Origin of the sequence: Flavobacterium galactosidilyticum (assembly GCF_020911945.1) — a bacterium.
Classification (GTDB): Bacteria; Bacteroidota; Bacteroidia; order Flavobacteriales; family Flavobacteriaceae; genus Flavobacterium; species Flavobacterium galactosidilyticum.
This window is the reverse complement of sequence record NZ_CP087135.1, coordinates 3,416,126-3,433,672: the sequence shown is the minus strand read 5'-3', so window position 1 is coordinate 3,433,672 and position 17,547 is coordinate 3,416,126. Positions and strand designations below refer to the sequence as shown.

The 17,547-nt window shown below is 33.3% G+C and carries 17 protein-coding genes and 1 pseudogene; 6 read left to right on the top strand and 12 right to left on the bottom strand.

Going from position 1 to position 17,547, the window contains the following annotated elements; translation table 11 throughout:
* Positions 1-14: 14 nt before the first annotated feature.
* The 5 genes and pseudogenes from asnB to recF all read right to left on the bottom strand — a co-directional run bounded on the left by asnB (position 15) and on the right by recF (position 5,478).
* Positions 15-1,844: pseudogene (asnB, locus tag LNP27_RS14815) on the bottom strand (asparagine synthase (glutamine-hydrolyzing)).
* 20 nt (positions 1,845-1,864) lie between these two features.
* The gene (locus LNP27_RS14810) at positions 1,865-2,935 is read right to left on the bottom strand and encodes a glycosyltransferase (RefSeq protein WP_229942420.1); all 1,071 of its coding nucleotides are present in this window, start codon (positions 2,933-2,935) and stop codon (positions 1,865-1,867) included.
* A gap of 5 nt (positions 2,936-2,940) precedes the next feature.
* Entirely contained in the window at positions 2,941-3,612 is a 672-nt protein-coding gene (locus tag LNP27_RS14805; protein WP_229942419.1) for a DUF2461 domain-containing protein, read from the bottom strand.
* Between the two features lie 6 nt (positions 3,613-3,618).
* Positions 3,619-4,374: a thioredoxin domain-containing protein gene (locus LNP27_RS14800; protein ID WP_229942418.1), complete on the bottom strand. Its 756-nt coding sequence runs from the start codon at positions 4,372-4,374 to the stop codon at positions 3,619-3,621.
* Between the two features lie 24 nt (positions 4,375-4,398).
* On the bottom strand, positions 4,399-5,478 hold the full coding sequence (recF, locus tag LNP27_RS14795) for a DNA replication/repair protein RecF (protein ID WP_229942417.1): 1,080 nt from the start codon (positions 5,476-5,478) through the stop codon (positions 4,399-4,401).
* Between the two features lie 232 nt (positions 5,479-5,710).
* Here recF and LNP27_RS14790 point away from each other — a divergent pair, with 232 nt between their 5' ends.
* The 6 genes from LNP27_RS14790 to LNP27_RS14765 all read left to right on the top strand — a co-directional run bounded on the left by LNP27_RS14790 (position 5,711) and on the right by LNP27_RS14765 (position 11,948).
* On the top strand, positions 5,711-6,487 hold the full coding sequence (locus tag LNP27_RS14790; protein ID WP_229942416.1) for a tetratricopeptide repeat protein: 777 nt from the start codon (positions 5,711-5,713) through the stop codon (positions 6,485-6,487).
* 125 nt (positions 6,488-6,612) lie between these two features.
* A complete protein-coding gene (gene ribH / locus LNP27_RS14785; protein WP_229942415.1) occupies positions 6,613-7,188 on the top strand; it encodes a 6,7-dimethyl-8-ribityllumazine synthase in 576 nt (191 codons plus the stop codon).
* A gap of 165 nt (positions 7,189-7,353) precedes the next feature.
* On the top strand, positions 7,354-9,195 hold the full coding sequence (gene mutL / locus LNP27_RS14780; RefSeq protein WP_229942414.1) for a DNA mismatch repair endonuclease MutL: 1,842 nt from the start codon (positions 7,354-7,356) through the stop codon (positions 9,193-9,195).
* Complete coding sequence (locus tag LNP27_RS14775) at positions 9,192-9,938, top strand: rhomboid family intramembrane serine protease (RefSeq protein WP_229942413.1); 747 nt, start codon at positions 9,192-9,194, stop codon at positions 9,936-9,938. Before mutL ends, LNP27_RS14775 begins: the two co-directional genes overlap by 4 nt.
* Positions 9,939-9,962: 24 nt before the next feature.
* Positions 9,963-10,832, top strand: a complete 870-nt coding sequence (locus tag LNP27_RS14770) for a rhomboid family intramembrane serine protease (RefSeq protein ID WP_229942412.1) — start codon at positions 9,963-9,965, stop codon at positions 10,830-10,832.
* A 69-nt stretch (positions 10,833-10,901) separates the two neighbouring features.
* Positions 10,902-11,948 carry an endonuclease/exonuclease/phosphatase family protein gene (locus tag LNP27_RS14765; RefSeq protein ID WP_229942411.1) on the top strand — a complete coding sequence of 349 codons (1,047 nt, stop codon included), beginning with the start codon at positions 10,902-10,904 and terminating at the stop codon, positions 11,946-11,948.
* Positions 11,949-11,962: 14 nt separating this feature from the next.
* On the opposite strand, the gene LNP27_RS14760 is transcribed toward LNP27_RS14765, so the two are convergent.
* The 7 genes from LNP27_RS14760 to LNP27_RS14730 all read right to left on the bottom strand — a co-directional run bounded on the left by LNP27_RS14760 (position 11,963) and on the right by LNP27_RS14730 (position 17,520).
* On the bottom strand, positions 11,963-12,589 hold the full coding sequence (locus LNP27_RS14760) for a WbqC family protein (protein ID WP_229942410.1): 627 nt from the start codon (positions 12,587-12,589) through the stop codon (positions 11,963-11,965).
* Positions 12,590-12,661: 72 nt separating this feature from the next.
* The gene (lepB, locus tag LNP27_RS14755; protein WP_229942409.1) at positions 12,662-14,215 is read right to left on the bottom strand and encodes a signal peptidase I; all 1,554 of its coding nucleotides are present in this window, start codon (positions 14,213-14,215) and stop codon (positions 12,662-12,664) included.
* 123 nt (positions 14,216-14,338) lie between these two features.
* Positions 14,339-15,037, bottom strand: a complete 699-nt coding sequence (dapB, locus tag LNP27_RS14750; RefSeq protein WP_229942408.1) for a 4-hydroxy-tetrahydrodipicolinate reductase — start codon at positions 15,035-15,037, stop codon at positions 14,339-14,341.
* A 4-nt stretch (positions 15,038-15,041) separates the two neighbouring features.
* Positions 15,042-15,242, bottom strand: coding sequence for a hypothetical protein (locus LNP27_RS14745; RefSeq protein ID WP_229942407.1), 201 nt, complete (start codon positions 15,240-15,242; stop codon positions 15,042-15,044).
* 45 nt (positions 15,243-15,287) lie between these two features.
* A complete protein-coding gene (locus LNP27_RS14740) occupies positions 15,288-15,848 on the bottom strand; it encodes a DUF5683 domain-containing protein (RefSeq protein WP_229942406.1) in 561 nt (186 codons plus the stop codon).
* Positions 15,849-16,748: a ParB/RepB/Spo0J family partition protein gene (locus LNP27_RS14735; RefSeq protein ID WP_229942405.1), complete on the bottom strand. Its 900-nt coding sequence runs from the start codon at positions 16,746-16,748 to the stop codon at positions 15,849-15,851.
* Positions 16,749-16,752: 4 nt separating this feature from the next.
* Positions 16,753-17,520, bottom strand: a complete 768-nt coding sequence (locus LNP27_RS14730) for a ParA family protein (protein ID WP_229942404.1) — start codon at positions 17,518-17,520, stop codon at positions 16,753-16,755.
* Positions 17,521-17,547 lie beyond the last annotated feature (27 nt).

The following is a 17,547-nucleotide window of genomic DNA, read 5'->3' as shown; positions in this document are numbered from 1 at the left end:
TTCAAAAGTAAGAATTAAAATTTAGTTGTATATGTTTTCATCCATATATGCAGAGAAAATAAGGGCATAATGTACACTGTCATTCGATTATCTCCATTTTTTAAATTTTTCACAAGTTTCTTTATATCGATGTGCTCCAAGTAGGGTATTTGAAAAATATCACTTTTTATAAAAGATTCTAATTCTTCTTTAAATGCTGGGCTTTTTGTGATATAATCTCCCCAAGGAGCACTCAATCCCACCTTTTTAAATTTCAAGATTTGATCAGGCAATCGTTCTGCCATTGCCGTTTTTAAAATGTATTTCGATTTCGTACCAGAAAAAAGCCAGCGATCTTCTAGAGAGCCTAATCCTATAACTAACCTAGGGTCTAAAAAAGGTTCTCTACACTCGATAGAGGCTCCCATAGTACAGCGATCATTTCTGTCAAGAAGAGAACATAAATAAGTATGTTGGTCAAAATAAAGCGCTTGCCTACGTAAGTTGTTAGGATATAAAGATTTTGCCTCGTTGTATATTTCTTTTCTATATTCGTTGTTTGGTAGCGTGTTGATTCCGTATGTTTTACTGATATCCTGGGGGTAAATATTGGAGCCGTTATAGATAACTAGATCTGATTTTTTAGTGATTTGTGCATAACGAGTTAACTTATCATAGCGGTGTTGTTTAGTTACGAAATCTAAATTGCTAAATACCGCGATCGCATTTAATAAGGACGGATGCTTTAAAGCTTTATAGCGAACATAACCTCCCATTAATTCATCAGCGCCTTCGCCTGAAAGCAATACTTTTGCAGCCGGTTTTGCCATTTGAGAAACAGCCAAAATATGCGGTTCGCTTAAGTGCGTTATGGGTTCATCCTGCTAATAGGTTACGCTTATTAATTGGTTATAGAGATCATTGTCTTCTAATTGCATGGTTTGAAAATCATAGTCTAATTTTTCAGCCAGCATTTTGGCTAAATGTGCTTCATTGTGCGCCTTTTCTTTAAAACCCATATTAAAACTCTGTATTCCTGTAAAATGCTGGTGATATAACGAACTCATTATGGAAGAGGAATCCAATCCGCCACTTAATAAAACCCCTACAGGGACATCGCTAACCATTCGCAGTCTAACAGAGTCGTCAAAAGTTTCTCTGAACCATTCGATAGGATTTTTAATAGCAGGTTGGTTTGTTATTTCACTTTTTAGATTCCACCATTTTTCTGTAGTTGTCTTTCCTCCTTCATGGATCGTCATTGCATGTCCTGGCAGCACTTTATGTATATTTTGATAAAGTGTATTTTTACCGGCGACAAATCGATTAAAAATATATTCTTCAAGTCCCTGTTGCGCAATTTTTAGTGGAATGCCGGCAGTAAATAGTGCTTTTTGTTCTGATGCGAAATAAAAGGTGTCATCATTAAACGTGTAATATAATGGTTTTACACCCATTCGATCTCTGACAATAGTCAATTTTTTTTCTAATTTATCCCAAATGGCAAATGCAAACATTCCGTTGAGCCGGTGAAGCATTTTTAAGCCATGTAATTCAAATAATTTTATCAAAACCTCTGTGTCCGAGTTGGTTTTAATGTTAAATCCATTTCTTGTTAATTCTGAATAGAATTCTTTGTAGTTATAGATTTCGCCATTATAGGTCAGGACAAATCTCCCATTATCTGAAAAAAAAGGTTGATGGCCAGCAGCAGAAACATCTAGAATGGAAAGTCTTCTATGGCCAAGTCCTATATTGCGATCTATAAATATCCCTTTATCGTCAGGACCACGATGCTGCAGTGAATCCCGCATTTTTGTCAAAATGCGTTCGTCTACTTTCTTTTGGGCTTGTAAATGAAACATACCATTAATTCCACACATACTTAATTAGTACTTTTAGTATTGATTAATTCATGGTAAGTGTCTGAAATTATTTTCATATTTATGGCGTAATTAGCATTTTCTTCTACAAAATGTCTGTTTTTAACAACGGCTTGCTCACGAAAGGAATTATTTTCAAAGGACCATAGTATTTCTTCTGCAAGATTTTCATGGTCATCAATTGCAATAAGCTGTCCATTTTCACCATGTGTTATCCAACTTTGGTTTCCCGCAATATCCGTTACAATAGGGTAGCAGTTGCAAGCCATTGCCTCAAACAATGAAGCCGAAACTCCTTCGGTTATCGGCATGCTGATGTATATATTTGATTGCTGTAATAATTTTGGTAAATCAGAATTTGGTATTCTACCAGTAAAAATTACTTTCTCATCAATGTTTAGTTTTTTTGCCAGTTCTTTCAAAGTGTTAAGTTGGTTTCCATCACCAATGATGGTAAGTAAAAAATCTATTCCTTTTTGATGTAAAACAGCAAATGCTTTCAGGATGGTTGAATGGCGATATTCAGGCAATAAAGAGCGCGTGACAATGGCGCAAATTTTCTGTGAAGGTGCTGTGTTGTTGTTTTTAAATTTTGTCAAATCAATTCCCTTAGGCAAAACCAAAACTTTATTCATGTCAACATTATTCTCTTTCATGGAAATTGTCATTACAGATCCCCAAGCGTGAATTAAATCTGCTTTTTTGAAAGCATATTGTTGAATGTTTTTTTTAAACGATTTTAAGATGGATTTTTCTGGCCATAAATCAGTTATGCCTTGTTGTGCTATTGCTACGGGTTGTATTCCTGATATTGCAGCAAGAAAGCCGTAACTGGTTGTTCGTTCTGCAATAATCATATCCGGTTTTTTTTTAGATTTAATTATTTCTTTAATTTTAACTATCGCAAATAGAAATTCTATAATTCTTAAAATTCTGTTTTTAATTCCTTTATTTGAGGTTTGTAACTCCCAAGTAATGATTTCGAAATCGCCAAATTCCTTTAGTCCATTCATCCACGTGATAGCATCGGCCCTGTAGGATTCTCCAAGAAAAAGTATTTTCCTTTTTTTCATTATCGTTATTCCGTCGTTAAAGCTCGATTTATAAAATCATTTAATGGTTTTAATACAATTAATTTTTGAGTCATTACGGTAACAAAATCTTTCTTAGTAACAGTATTGAAATCAATCTTTTGAGAAGATTCAAAGCTTTTTAATTTTAACAATTCAATAGCTGGATGCTCTTTTTCAAAACCTCTAGGTGGATTTTTTAAGGTGTTTTTTTCGTTACGATCAAAATCCTTGAATTCTTTCTTGAAATTTTTATCGTTTAATATAGCTTCTAAATCCTCGTGGAAGAACGCAATTTCTTTTCGCATTTTTTTTAAATCATCCGCTTCCGGACAATATAATCCCCCTGCAATAAAGCTAGCTTCTTTTTCTAAGTGAATGTAATAGCCTGAACGGTTTAAGCCTTTAGTTCCTGAGGAGAACCAAAAGCCTAAGTGTGTTTTGTAAGGGGTTTTATCTTTTGAAAATCGAATATCACGATTGATTCTAAAAGTGCAGTTTTTGACTTCTAGCATTTCCAGCGAAGAATCTAACGGCTTTAGCGCATCCAATAAGTCAGATGTCAATTGTTGATAGTCTTTTTTGAATATCTCGTATCGTTTTTTGTTTTCTAAAAACCAATCGCGATTGTTATTCGCTTTTAAATCTTCCAGAAATTGTAATGTTTCTTTTGAAAGCATTTTGTGCTATTGTATTTGTTTTCTTAAATCTTCTTCGCTAATAAAACCAGAGTGTTGCCATTTTTTTTCGGCTTTCTCATACAAAAACAGTGTAGGGAGTTCGCTGATTTTCATAGCATTCATAAGCGTTTTGTTTTTGTCAGCATCTAGTCGAATGATAGCAACATCGCTATTTTCTTCTTTTTGCATTTTTGAGATGTAAGGAGTCATCTTTTTACACGGCGCACACCATTCTGCGTAAAAGTTTATCAGGACTTTTTTATTTGACTTTATTAAATTATTGTACTCTTCAACGGTCATACCAATAGTTTTACCGCTTGGTTTTGACATTCCTTCAGCATCCCATTTTAGGATTCCACCTTGCAATTCGTATATGGTTGTGAAACCGAGCTCTTGCAATTTGCTAGCTGCATTTTTACTTCTGCCGCCACTTTTACAATAAACGAAAACTGGTTTTGTTTTATCTAATTTTTCTGCACTAGCAACAAAATTGTCGCCTAACCAATCAACATTTACGGCATTGTCAATATGTGAGCCCGAAAATTCTTCAGGAGTTCGTACATCAAGAATTTGTGCGTTTGGAGTTGCGTCCATTTTTTCGGCAAAAGTTTTTACATCTATCGTTTTACTGTCTTTTGATGTTTGCCCGTTGCAGGATAAAATAATAAAAGATATAATCGCGAGTATTTTTGGATTGAATTTCACTTTGTGTTTTACTTTAAAAATTGATAAGGCTAAATTAGTTAATTTTTTAGTGTTCAAATATTATAGAATACTAAATTAAAGTTATAAATTGAATATCTTATAGGTTTGATGCGTCGATTTTAAAATCGCTTCTGTTCGTTCAGGATGAGTATCTGAAATAAAAAGTTGACCAAAGGTGTCGCTGTTTACCATTTCTATTATTTTGGCTACCCGACTTTCGTCTAATTTATCGAAAATATCATCAAATAGTAAAATTGGTTTCACGCCACTTTGCTTTTTTAGAAATTCAAATTGCGCTAATTTTAAAGCAATTAAATAGGTTTTTTGTTGTCCTTGGGAGCCAAATTTCTTTATTGGATGATGATCAATTTGAAAAGCTAAATCATCTTTGTGAATTCCCACGCTTGTATAATGCAGCGCGCGATCTTTATTAATGTTTTCTTGTAAAAGTGTCAGTAAATCTTTGTCGAACAAATGGCTTTCATATACTAATTGGACCGTTTCCTGCGAACCCGTTATCGTTTGATGATGTTTGTTGAAGATAGGAATGAACTTTTCGATAAATTCGTTCCTTTTTTCGAAAATATAGTTCCCAAAAACATTTAGCTGCTCATTATATATAGATAAAGTGTCGTTTTCAAAAACATGATTTAAAGCAAAATACTTTAGTAATGCATTGCGTTGACTCATTACTTTTTGATATTGAATGAGTTGCTGTAAGTAGTGTGAATCCAATTGTGAAATCACGCTATCCATAAATTTTCTTCTGGTTTCGCTTCCTTCTACAATCAAATCTCTGTCGGCTGGGGAAATTATAACTAAAGGAATAAAACCAATATGATCTGAGAATTTTTCGTAGGATTTCCCATTGCGTTTCAATATTTTTTTTTGCCCCTTTTTTAAACTACAGACTATTTGTTCACTTCTGTCATTTTTTTCGAAAGTAGCATCAATCACGAAAAACTCCTCACCATGTTTGATATTCTGAACAGCTAAGGGGTTGAAATAGCTTTTTCCGTACGACAAATGATAGATTGCGTCAAGAACATTTGTCTTTCCAATTCCGTTTTTGCCTACAAAACAGTTTATTTTGTTGTCAAAATTAAAATTTGCTTCTGAGAAATTTTTATAGTTAAAGAGCGAAATGTTTTTTAAATACATGGGAAAAGCTTACTGGTATTGAGAATTCTGCTGTTTTTGAACAGCTTTTTTAAAGAGGGTGCAAATTATTGAAAAATATCGATATAAAGTGGTTTTCCCCTTGTTTCTAAGGTAAAAAAAATGGCTTTATAGAGAAAGAATACACAATAACGTTTTTTTTTAATATTAAAGTATTTTTCTTGTGTGAATTTGAATAAAAATTTTATTTTTGCGCTTCACTAAATTATAAAAAATGGCAACGTTCAATAAACGAGGATATAAAGCACCAAAAGAAAAAGAAGTTAAAGATGACGCAGTTACAGCTACTGTAATTGATGAAAAAGATAGCACAACTGCTGAAGTTTTTTCTAAATTAGACGAAACTGCTTCAATGACTGAGGACTGGGTTGCTAAAAACCAAAAGATTATTATTGGATTAGTAGCTGCTGCTGCTATTATTACTATTGGTTATTTAGCGTATCAACGTTTTATTGCTGCTCCAAAACAAGAGGATGCCGCTAACGAAATGTTTCTTGCTCAACAAAATTTCCAAAAAGCAACTGATGGTGTAGCTAGCGATTCATTATATAAATTGTCTTTGAACGGTTCTGAAGGTAAATTTGGATTTTTGAAAATTGCTGATGAATATTCAGGTACTGATGCTGGAAATTTAGCTAACTACTATGCCGGTATCGCTTACTTAAATACTGGAAAATATACTGAAGCTATTGATTATTTGAAGAAATTCAAATCAGATGACATCGTTTTAGGTGCATTGGCAGAAGGAGCAATTGGAGATGCTTACTCACAAAAAAAACAAGCTAAAGAAGCTTTAGATAGTTATGTGAAAGCAGCTAATATGAATAAAAATGATTTTACTACGCCTCGTTTTTTATTGAAAGCGGGTAAAACAGCTTTAGCATTGGGAAATAAATCAGACGCTTTAAAATATTTTACAGATATTAAAGATAATTATGATGGTTCGCCAGAAGGAGCGTCAATTGACGTTCTTATTGGATCAGCTCAGTAGTCTACTTTAGTTTATAAATAGTGGGGGTTAGAAGTTATTTAGTTATTGAATTTTTTTCAAAAAACTTGTAATTTCTAACCTTCTCTCGTATCTTTAACTTCTAAATTGTAAAATCTAATTTTAATATGGCTACTGTAAATAAAAATTTATCTGTGTACGATAAAAATTCAATTCCAAGTGCGAAAAATTTTCGTTTTGGGATTGTTGTTTCAGAATGGAATGATTCAATTACTGAAGGACTTTACAAAGGTGCTATTGAGGCATTTCTAGAAAATCAAGTTCCAGCACATCATATTATTCGTTGGAATGTTCCTGGAAGTTTTGAATTGATATATGGTTCTAAAAAAATGTTGCAGACTCAAAATGTTGATGCTGTTATAGCCATTGGATGTGTGATTCAAGGACAAACAAAACATTTTGATTTTGTATGTGAAGGCGTGACTCAAGGAATTAAGGATTTGAACGTACAGACTGATATTCCTGTTATTTTTTGTGTTTTGACTGATAATACGATGCAACAATCCATTGATAGAAGCGGTGGTATTCATGGAAATAAAGGAACAGAAGCAGCAATTGCAGCTATAAAAATGGCCTTTATTCGTCAGCAAGCATCATTATCGCACCAAATAGATAATCAACACTTGTTGTCTTCAGGACCTCTTCAGATTGAAGAAGGAGGGCCTTTAGAATTAAAAGAATAAATAGTAAATTAGTAGTAAATTATTAAACCTATACTGTTTCAAATAGTATAGGTTTTTTTGTTTTATTTATGATTAATTAAGCTACCAATCCCCATAGAAATTCATTAAATTTGCACTTCTTGGTTTTAAAAATTAATATCAAAAACTTTAAACTTCAATTATTTAATGTCGAGTATTATTCAGTTACTTCCTGATCATGTTGCGAATCAAATCGCTGCTGGTGAAGTGGTTCAAAGACCCGCATCAGTGGTTAAAGAATTGCTAGAAAATGCAGTTGATGCAAGGGCAACAGATATTAAGCTAATTATCAAAGATGCCGGAAAAGCATTAGTACAAGTAATTGATAACGGTTTAGGGATGAACGTTACCGATGCACGCATGTGTTTTGAACGTCACGCCACATCTAAAATTCGTCAAGCCGAAGATTTATTTTCTTTACATACCAAAGGTTTTCGAGGTGAAGCATTGGCTTCTATAGCGGCAATTGCTCACGTGGAAATGAAAACTAAGCAGGATCAAGAAGAACTTGGAATACACATCGTTGTTGAAGGTAGTAAGTTTGTATCGCAAGATGCAGCGGTTTTGCCAAAAGGCACCTCATTTGCAGTCAAAAATTTATTCTTTAATATTCCCGCACGACGAAATTTCTTAAAATCGGATACGGTAGAATATCGCCATGTTATTGATGAGTTTCAGCGAGTAGCTTTGGCACACCCAAAAATCCATTTTACATTTTATCACAATGGGAGCGAAATGTTCAATTTGGCTCCTTCTACATTGCGTCAAAGAATTGTTGCAGTTTTTTCTGGTAAAACCAATGAAAAACTAATACCAGTTCAAGAGGAAACCGAAATAGTAACTATCGATGGATTTGTAAGTAAGCCTGAATTTGCTAAAAAAAGTCGTGGTGAACAGTTTTTCTTTGTCAATGATCGTTTTATAAAAAGTGGTTATTTGCACCATGCTGTAATGGCTGCTTATGACGGAATTTTAAAAGATGGTACTCAGCCTAGTTACTTTTTGAATTTAACGCTGCCACCTAATACCATTGATATCAATATTCATCCAACTAAAACAGAGATAAAGTTTGACGACGAACAAGCTTTGTATGCTATTTTGAGAGCTTCAATTAAGCATAGTTTAGGTCAGTTTAATGTTGCTCCTGTTTTAGATTTTGATCGCGATTCAAATTTAGATACGCCATATCATTATAAAGATTTAAATGGGTCCACACCTACAATTCAGATAGATGGAAACTTTAATCCGTTTTCTGAAGAGAAGCCTAGCAAGCAGTTTTCTACTTATAAAAAAACAGAATCAACTGCAAATTGGGAAAGTTTGTATGTGGGACTAAAGCACGAACCGCAAGAAATAGAAAATCTTACTTTTGAAAATGAAGAGATGACTTCGTCTTTATTTAATGACGAAGAAGTGGAACATTCAGTTCATAAGACCTATCAAATTCATAAAAAATACATTATTTCTTCAATAAAATCAGGAATGGTAATCGTAGATCAGCAGCGCGCTCATCAGCGTGTTTTGTATGAGCAGTTTTTAGTTAATATGACTGTGCATCAAGCTTCTAGTCAACAATTGTTATTTCCGTTAAATTTGTTTTATTCGACCACCGAAATGGAACTGATAGCTGGATTACAACTTTCACTAAGGAATACTGGTTTTGTTTTTGAAGAAAATAACGCTGACCATATTGTTATTTCAGGAATTCCTGTTAATGTAACTGAAAGTGAAGTTTCTATTATTTTCGAACAACTATTAAGTGATTTACAAGATGGAATTCCAGAAAGTAGTTTTAGTCAAAATGACACTATAGCAAAATCGATGGCGAAGAGTTTAGCCGTAAAAACTGGAACTCACTTAACAGAAAAAGAACAAGAAAATTTGGTGAATGGACTTTTTGCGTGCAAAGATCCCAACGTATCACCATTTCACAAACCCACTTTCATCACGATGCGTGTGGAAGATTTAGATAAAAAATTTGCAATATGAGAAACGTAACTGAAACCGTAAAACAATTAATTATTATTAATGTATTGTTTTTTGTGGGAACATTAGCATTAGGCGATGTCGCTTACAAATATTTAGCGCTGTATTTTCCGGAGAATCCTTTATTTCAATTCTGGCAACCTATTTCACACATGTTTATGCACGGTGGATATATGCATATTTTCTTCAATATGTTTGCATTATATTCTTTTGGATCTGCATTGGAAAGTATTTGGGGAAGTAAGAAATTCTTATTCTTTTATATTTCGTGTGGACTAGGAGCAGCTTTGTTGCACACGGCTGTAAATTACTATTATTTTGAAGGTGGTTTGAATACACTTATGGCGAACGGTTTCTCTAAACAAGAGGTTCTACAACTTTTGAGTGAGGGTAAAATAAATACCAAATGGCAAGAATTGCTATCGGTTTCTGATTTTAAAAATTTTACTGAAGCTTACATGGTTACTGCGGTAGGAGCATCAGGAGCTATTTATGGAACTATTGTAGCTTTTGCTTTTATGTTTCCTAATGCTGAGTTAGCTTTGATGTTTATTCCGGTGCCAATTAAGGCTAAATATTTTGTTCCAGGCATCGTTCTAGTCGATTTGTATTTAGGAATTTCAGGTCAATCTATTTTTGGAGGTGGCGGAATTGCTCATTTTGCTCACGTTGGTGGTGCTTTTTTTGGATTCCTTATTATGTGGTATTGGAAGAAAAACCAATTCAATGAAAATCGTTGGAATTAAGCAAAATATTAAATAGTGTACGATATGAATATAATTGATGACTTAAAATTGCAGTATAAAGTTGGGGGAATAGTGATAAAGCTCATCTTCTGGAATGTGGCGTTATTTGTAATTCCTTGGTTAATTTTCTCAATTTTGTCGTTGGTAGGAATTACTATCGATTATATGCAATACGTAAGTTTGTCATCAAATCCAGCGTTGTTAATTTGGAAACCATGGTCATTACTCACTTATGCTTTTTTTCATACCGGAATTATGCACATTCTTTTTAATTTGATTGTTCTGAATTTTGCTGGTCGATTGTTTATGACTTATTTTACAGGTAAGCAGTTAGTAGGCTTGTATTTTTTGAGTGCTATTTTTGCGGGAATTGTTTATATTTCTATATTTTATATTTTAAATATTAGTGCTCCTATAATAGGTGCTTCAGCGGCGATTATGGCCATTTTAGTGGCTACAACAACATACAATCCACTGATGGAACTTCGTTTGTTTATTATCGGAAATGTAAAGTTGTGGCATGTAGCTGCGGTAATTATACTAGTTGACTTAATGCAATTGCGATCCGAAAACATGGGCGGGCATATTTCGCATCTTGCCGGAGCATTTTTTGGTTTTATATTTATTAAATTGCTTCAAAATGGAACTGATTTAAGTAAAATTGTTTCTTCATTTTTAGATTTTTTCACTAATTTGTTTCGAAAACAAAAGGCAACACCGTTCAAAAAAGTACACAAGAATTATAATAAGCCGCTTGAGAAAAGTGTTTCAAAAATAATTACGAAAGACAAATCGCAACAACAAATTGATGAGATTTTAGATAAAATTAGTCAGTCTGGGTACGATAGTTTAAATAAAGAAGAAAAAGAATTTCTATTCAGAGTAGGGAAGTAGTAATAGTTGAGAGTAATAAATTGTCGCAACTAGTAGATTTTATTTTTTGGAAATACAAAAATATAGGAAATGAAAAATCTGTCATGGTTTAATAAAGTAATGTTTTTTTTGAATATCTTACTTATTCTCGTGACTGTAGTTGCTTATGTTTTACCTTTTTTAGCGCCTAAATCATTTCCGCTCTTATCAGTTCTTACGCTGTTCATGCCGCTTTTTTTTGTTCTTAATGCATTGTTGTTTATCTATTGGGCATTTCAGTTCAAGAAGCAGTTGATTGTTTCTGGTTTGGTTTTGCTGTTAGGAATTACATTTATAAATAAATTCTACAAATTCTCTGTTCCAAATTTCCCTAAAGAAGAAAAAGATTTCACGGTAATGAGCTATAATGTCCGTTTGCTGAATGTATTCAAATGGATTGATAGAGATGACGTGCCTTTGGATATTGTGGGATTCATAAATGATAAGAATCCAGATATATTGTGTATACAGGAATATGCGCCTTCTGCTAATATTGATTTAAAAGTATATCCACATCGTTACATTTTTACAACGGGTATTAAGATTAAATCTGGTCAAGCTATTTTTTCTAAATTTCCCATTATAAATGAGGGTAATATTATTTTCCCTAACTCTAATAACAATGTTGTTTTTGTAGATATCAAAAAGGGTAAAGACATTATTAGAGTTTATAATATGCACTTGCAATCCATTAAAATTTCGCCTGATGTCAATGAGATTGACGAAAATATTGACGTCATAGATCAGCAAAAATCACAAAAGCTTTTTTTACGTATCAGTAAAGCATTCAAGCAGCAACAGCAACAAGCAGAGATTTTTCGTAAGCATAAAATGGAATGTACGTATCCAATTATAATATGCGGAGATATGAATAATAGCGCGTTCTCGTATGTGTACCGAAGTATTAAAGGGAATATGAAAGATACTTTTGAAGAGGCTGGAAGTGGCTTTGGAGCTACTTACAAATTCAGGTATTATCCTGCACGTATCGATTATATTTTTGCTGATGAAAAAATGATTGTCAAAAACTTTGAGAGTTTTCCGGATTTTGTTAACTCAGACCACTTTCCAGTTTTAGCTAGATTATCGTACGAATAGAGTTATTTTAATTTCTACTTTACTAGTATTGTTTGTTCTCTCAAATAATCCATTGCGTATTTGCCTTCGTTAAAAAGCAAATCTAAAACACTAAGATTATTGATGAAACCAAATTTGTCATCAAAAACTTGAGTATATTTTCCAAATTCTGAAGTGTCTTTTTTTCCTTCAACTAGATGTCTAAAGTCGCTGGTTGTATTGTGATCAACTTCATGAAAATACTCCGTAGTTCTGTTGCATTCCACTTTCATGCGTAAGCATTTAAAGACTATTTCCAATGCTTCAAAATTCAAATCTAATAGAAATTCATGTTTCTTTTCGAAAACAGGTCTTAGGTCATCTTCAAAAAATTCAAAAAAAGGCGAACTACGGTAGGCAGCTTCAAAAGATTTGAAATGCTGTTTTTGCCAGTCAAAATCAGTTTCAATTCTGATATCTTTGGTTTTCTGACGATTTTCTTTCGAGTGTTTTATTGGAATATTTAACAGTTGAATTCCGTTTGGACTGTAGATGTATGTGCGATTCCTATTAGTTTGTTTTTGAAAATTATCCTCTATTTCAAACGTTATATTCTCCGATTGAGCCATCACTACAAAATGACTAATTGATGGGAAATAGGTGGGATGTAATAAAGTATCCATTTGCTGATTCGTTTGAAATTTAAATTTTAAGGTTCAAAATCATTTTAAACCTTAAAATTTAATTAATTGTATTTACACTTTTGCCTGTTTTCTTTTTTTCCAAAAATATTCACCTACAAAGAAAATGACTAGACCCAGTAAGAATAATTTAAAATAAGATTGCGGTTGACCGTCACCGCTAACGGTAGTAAAAACTCTATCCCAACGAATTTTGTTTATACCTTTTCCGTTAGGATCAATACTTAACCAAATAAAAATTGGTTTTCCTACAATATGGTTTTGAGGCACAAACCCCCAATAACGGCTATCTTCAGAGTTGTGACGGTTGTCTCCCATCATCCAATAGTAATTTTGAGCAAATGTATAAGTAGTAGCTACTTCGCCATTAATTTTAATTACCGATCCATCTACCTTTAAATCGTTATTCTCGTAATCTGATATTATGGCTCTGTAAAAGGGCAATGTTTCTAACGTTAATGGAACTGTTTTTCCTTGCTCTGGAATATATATCGGGCCATAATTATCGCGATTCCATTTGTTGATATGTGGGAAAACACTATTATCAACATTCTTACTGATTTGTCTTGTTACAGAAGAAATTCCAGGTGTGTTTCTGAATTTTTGAGCTCCATCTTCCGTTAAAGCATTTAAGAAAAGCGTATCTCTTTTTGTGTCATTTGTAAAAAAAGCTGGATCTGTAATGTCTAAATCTTTAAATAAATATTCAAGATTTACAGGAGTTTTACCATCAAGTGCAATTTTATAAGAAAACTGAGGTTTTGCTCTTTGTGGTAATTGTAATAATTGCCCATCGATGTAAATTAAGCCATCTCTAATGGATAAGGTGTCGCCTGGAATACCTACGCATCTTTTTACATAATTTGATTTTTTATCAACAGGTTTGTAAGCGCGTCTTTTTGATGTGTCATAAAACTTGTAAACGGTATCAACAGGCCAGTTGAACACAACAATATCTGTTCTATCAATATTTTGAATTCCCGGCAATCTCATGTAGGGTAGTTGTGGGTAGGTAAGATAGGATTTTATTTTAGTTAAAGGAATAGAGTCATGAACCATTGGGAGTGCTATAGTTGTCATAGGAACTCTTGCCCCGTAATTCATTTTACTTACAAATAAAAAGTCACCTACTAATAAAGATTTTTCTAATGAAGAGGTAGGAATTGTGTACGGTTGTATAAAATAGGTGTGCACAATAGTTGCAACAATTACTGCAAAAAGTAATGAACTAATAGTGTCAGCAGTCTTGTTTTGAGGAGTTAGGCTTCTGTCTGCTACATATTCTAGTTTTTGTGTGTAGTTCACATAGTAAATGTAAAATCCAAGAGTTACAATTCCTAAAAAGGTATCTAAGGCAGATCGTTTTCCAAAGCTGCGTAACGTTTCAACCCAGATAACGGGGAACATAATCAAGTTGATAATTGGAATAAATAGTAAAACGGTCCACCAAGTAGGACGTTTTATTATTTTCATTAATACAATTGCGTTGTAAACGGGAATTGCTGCTTCCCAACGTTTCCTTCCAGCACTTTCATACAATTTCCAAGTACCTAAAAAGTGAACAATTTGAAGAAGTAGAAAAAATACAAACCACTGATATGCTGACATAATATATTTTTTTTGAATTATAAAATTGGCAACTTAGAAAGTTTGCCAGTTCTTATTTTTGATTTATTCTATTGATAAAGCTATTTAAAATAGTACTCTTTAGAACTTAATTATATTTTAAATTTAAAACTCTAATACATCTTTCATTGTGAAAATTCCTTGTTTTCCAACAATCCATTCTGCTGCAATTACAGCTCCTAGAGCAAAACCTTCGCGATTGTGCGCGGTATGTTTAATCTCGATAGCATCAACAGCTGAATTATAAGTTACAGTGTGAGTGCCCGGAACAGTTCCAATGCGTTTTGTTTCTATATGAATTTGTTCAGCTGATGCGTTATCTAATGTCCATTCTTTATAGGCACTATTTTCGATCACACCTTTCGCTAAGGAAATTGCTGTTCCGCTTGGTGCATCTAGTTTCTGAGTATGGTGAATTTCTTCCATCTGCACCGAATAAGAATTAAATTTAGACATGATTTTTGCCAAATATTCGTTGATTTCAAAGAAAATATTTACGCCTAGACTAAAATTAGAACTAGAAATAAATCCACCATTTTTAGCCATACACAATTGTGCCATTTCGTCGTAATGCTCCAGCCATCCTGTGGTTCCAGATACAACCGGCACGTTAGCATTAAAACAGCTAGAGATGTTTTCTACTGCAGCCATTGGAACACTGAAATCAATTGCGACATCAGCAATTGAAAGTCCTTCAAAGGTGTTGTTTTCGTCTTTTTTCAAAACAATTTCGTGACCTCTTTCAAGTGCTATTCGCTCAATTACTTGACCCATTTTTCCGTATCCTAAAAGCGCAATTTTCATTATATTATTTTTTTAATTTTGTATAATTGATCGTTCCTGTCAGTAAGAATACTATCAAACTTCCAGCAAAGAAACCAGCAAAGAAATCGTTCATTCGAAACGAATCCAAAGCTTTAAAATGAGAGTAATTCATAATATTAATTAGCAGTAAAACTGCAGTGATACCGAAGAAATATTTTTTTCCTATTTTATTTATTAATGGCATATTTAGCAGTTGTTTGACTTCTTCGATTCCTAATTGCAGCTACTATTAGAAATTGTAATTAAGAGTTAGTCCTACGTTTGTTTTTAATGTTACATCGTTAGGATAGATAAATGGTTTCACTGACAAATTCTCGTCTACATTAAATTGTATTAAGGCCGCATCTACATTGGCATCGATAATGTTTAAGGCGTAAAATGCCAAAGTAACAAGAGCAGATAAATCTCGGTTGCGTTGATAAAATTTTTGTCCCGCAATTAATCTGTTATTGTCTAAAAACGCTAAATCATCAGTAACATATCCTTCCAGTCTACTTTTGTAAGCATCTCTATATTTATGATAATTTTTATTGTTGCTAATATAAAAATACATACTAGTTCCTAAAGCTCCATAAACTAGAGGGATTTTCCAATATTTTTTATTGTAAGCCTGACCTAAACCTGGTAAAACAGCAGAGAAAAAAGCAGCTTTTGCTGGCGTAAGAGGATCAATATCATTTGATTTTAAACTGTCTTTAGCCACAAGAACTGCGTCAGTTTTTGTTTGCGCAAAAACTGTTGCAGTTCCCATGGTAACAAAGAATAGAACTATGAAAATAATTTTATTCACTTATTCGTTTATTAATTTGATAATTCTATTGAAGTCTTCTTCAGAATGAAATGGAATGGTGATTTTTCCTTTTCCGTTTCCAGCCACTTTTACATCAACCTTAGTTCCAAAATAATTAGTGAAAGTGCTTTTTTGAGACTCTGCAATTTCAAATGAAGCTGTTTTTACTTTACCAGCAGGTTTTGGTTTTAAACTTTCTTGATAGTTTTTGACCAAAGCTTCAGTATCGCGCACAGATAGATTTTGGCTTACAATTTTTTGATAAATATCTGTTTGTATGTCTTGGTCTTCAATATTGATTATGGCGCGACCATGTCCCATACTAATGAAGCCATCGCGAATTCCTGTTTGGATGATTGGATCTAACTTTAAAAGACGCAAATAATTCGCGATTGTGGATCGTTTTTTACCAACACGTTCGCTCATTTGTTCCTGTGTCAACTGAATTTCGTCAATCAATCGTTGGTACGAAAGCGCAATTTCTATCGGATCTAAATCATGACGTTGAATGTTCTCCACCAATGCCATAACAAGTGATTCATTGTCATTTGCGATTCTGATGTAAGCAGGAACCGTTTTTAATCCAACTAAAGTCGAAGCACGAAGACGTCTTTCTCCTGAAATTAATTGGTATTTATTAAAATCTAACTTTCGAACAGTAATGGGTTGAATTACGCCTAATTCTTTTATAGAAGTGGCTAATTCTCTTAGTGATTCCTCATTGAAATTACTCCTAGGCTGAAACGGATTTATTTCAATAGCTTCAATTTCAAGCTCAATGATATTTCCCACGACCTTATCTGCATTTTTATCTTCTACCGATTTTATATCGTTTTCAGGATCTTTTAATAATGCGGATAATCCTCTTCCTAAAGCTTGTTTTTTTATTGCCTTTGCCATAAAATTATTTGCTATTTTTCTTTATAACTTCTTGAGCAAGATGCAGGTAGTTAATTGCCCCTTTACTTGTAGCGTCATAGTTTATAATGCTTTCGCCAAAACTTGGTGCTTCACTCAACTTCACATTTCTTTGGATGATGGTTTCAAAAACCATATCGTTAAAGTGTTTTTGAACCTCCTCAACTACCTGATTGGATAAACGTAATCTTGAGTCAAACATGGTTAATAATAGTCCTTCGATATCTAAATCTGGATTATGTACTTTTTGGATACTTTTTATCGTGTTTAGTAATTTCCCTAAGCCTTCTAACGCAAAATACTCGCATTGTATTGGAATAATTACTGAATCAGCAGCTGTTAAAGCATTTAGAGTCAACAAACCTAATGATGGTGCGCAATCGATGATGATAAAATCGTACTCATCTTTAACACTTTCCAAGGCTGTTTTGAACATATATTCTCTGTTCTCCTTGTCTACTAATTCGATTTCGATGGCAACTAGGTCAATGTGAGCAGGTATAATGTCAACATTTATAGCAGTGCATTTTATAATAGCCTCTTTTGGTGTGTGACTATGTTCTAGAATTTGATACGTACCTATTTCAATAGATTCAACATCAATTCCTAAGCCGGAACTAGCATTTGCCTGTGGATCAGCATCAATAAGTAATACTTTTTTTTCTAAAACTCCTAATGAAGCAGCAAGATTAACTGATGTGGTAGTCTTTCCAACGCCTCCTTTTTGATTAGCAATCGCAATGATTTTGCCCATTATTTTTTCTAAATTTTGAACCGTAAA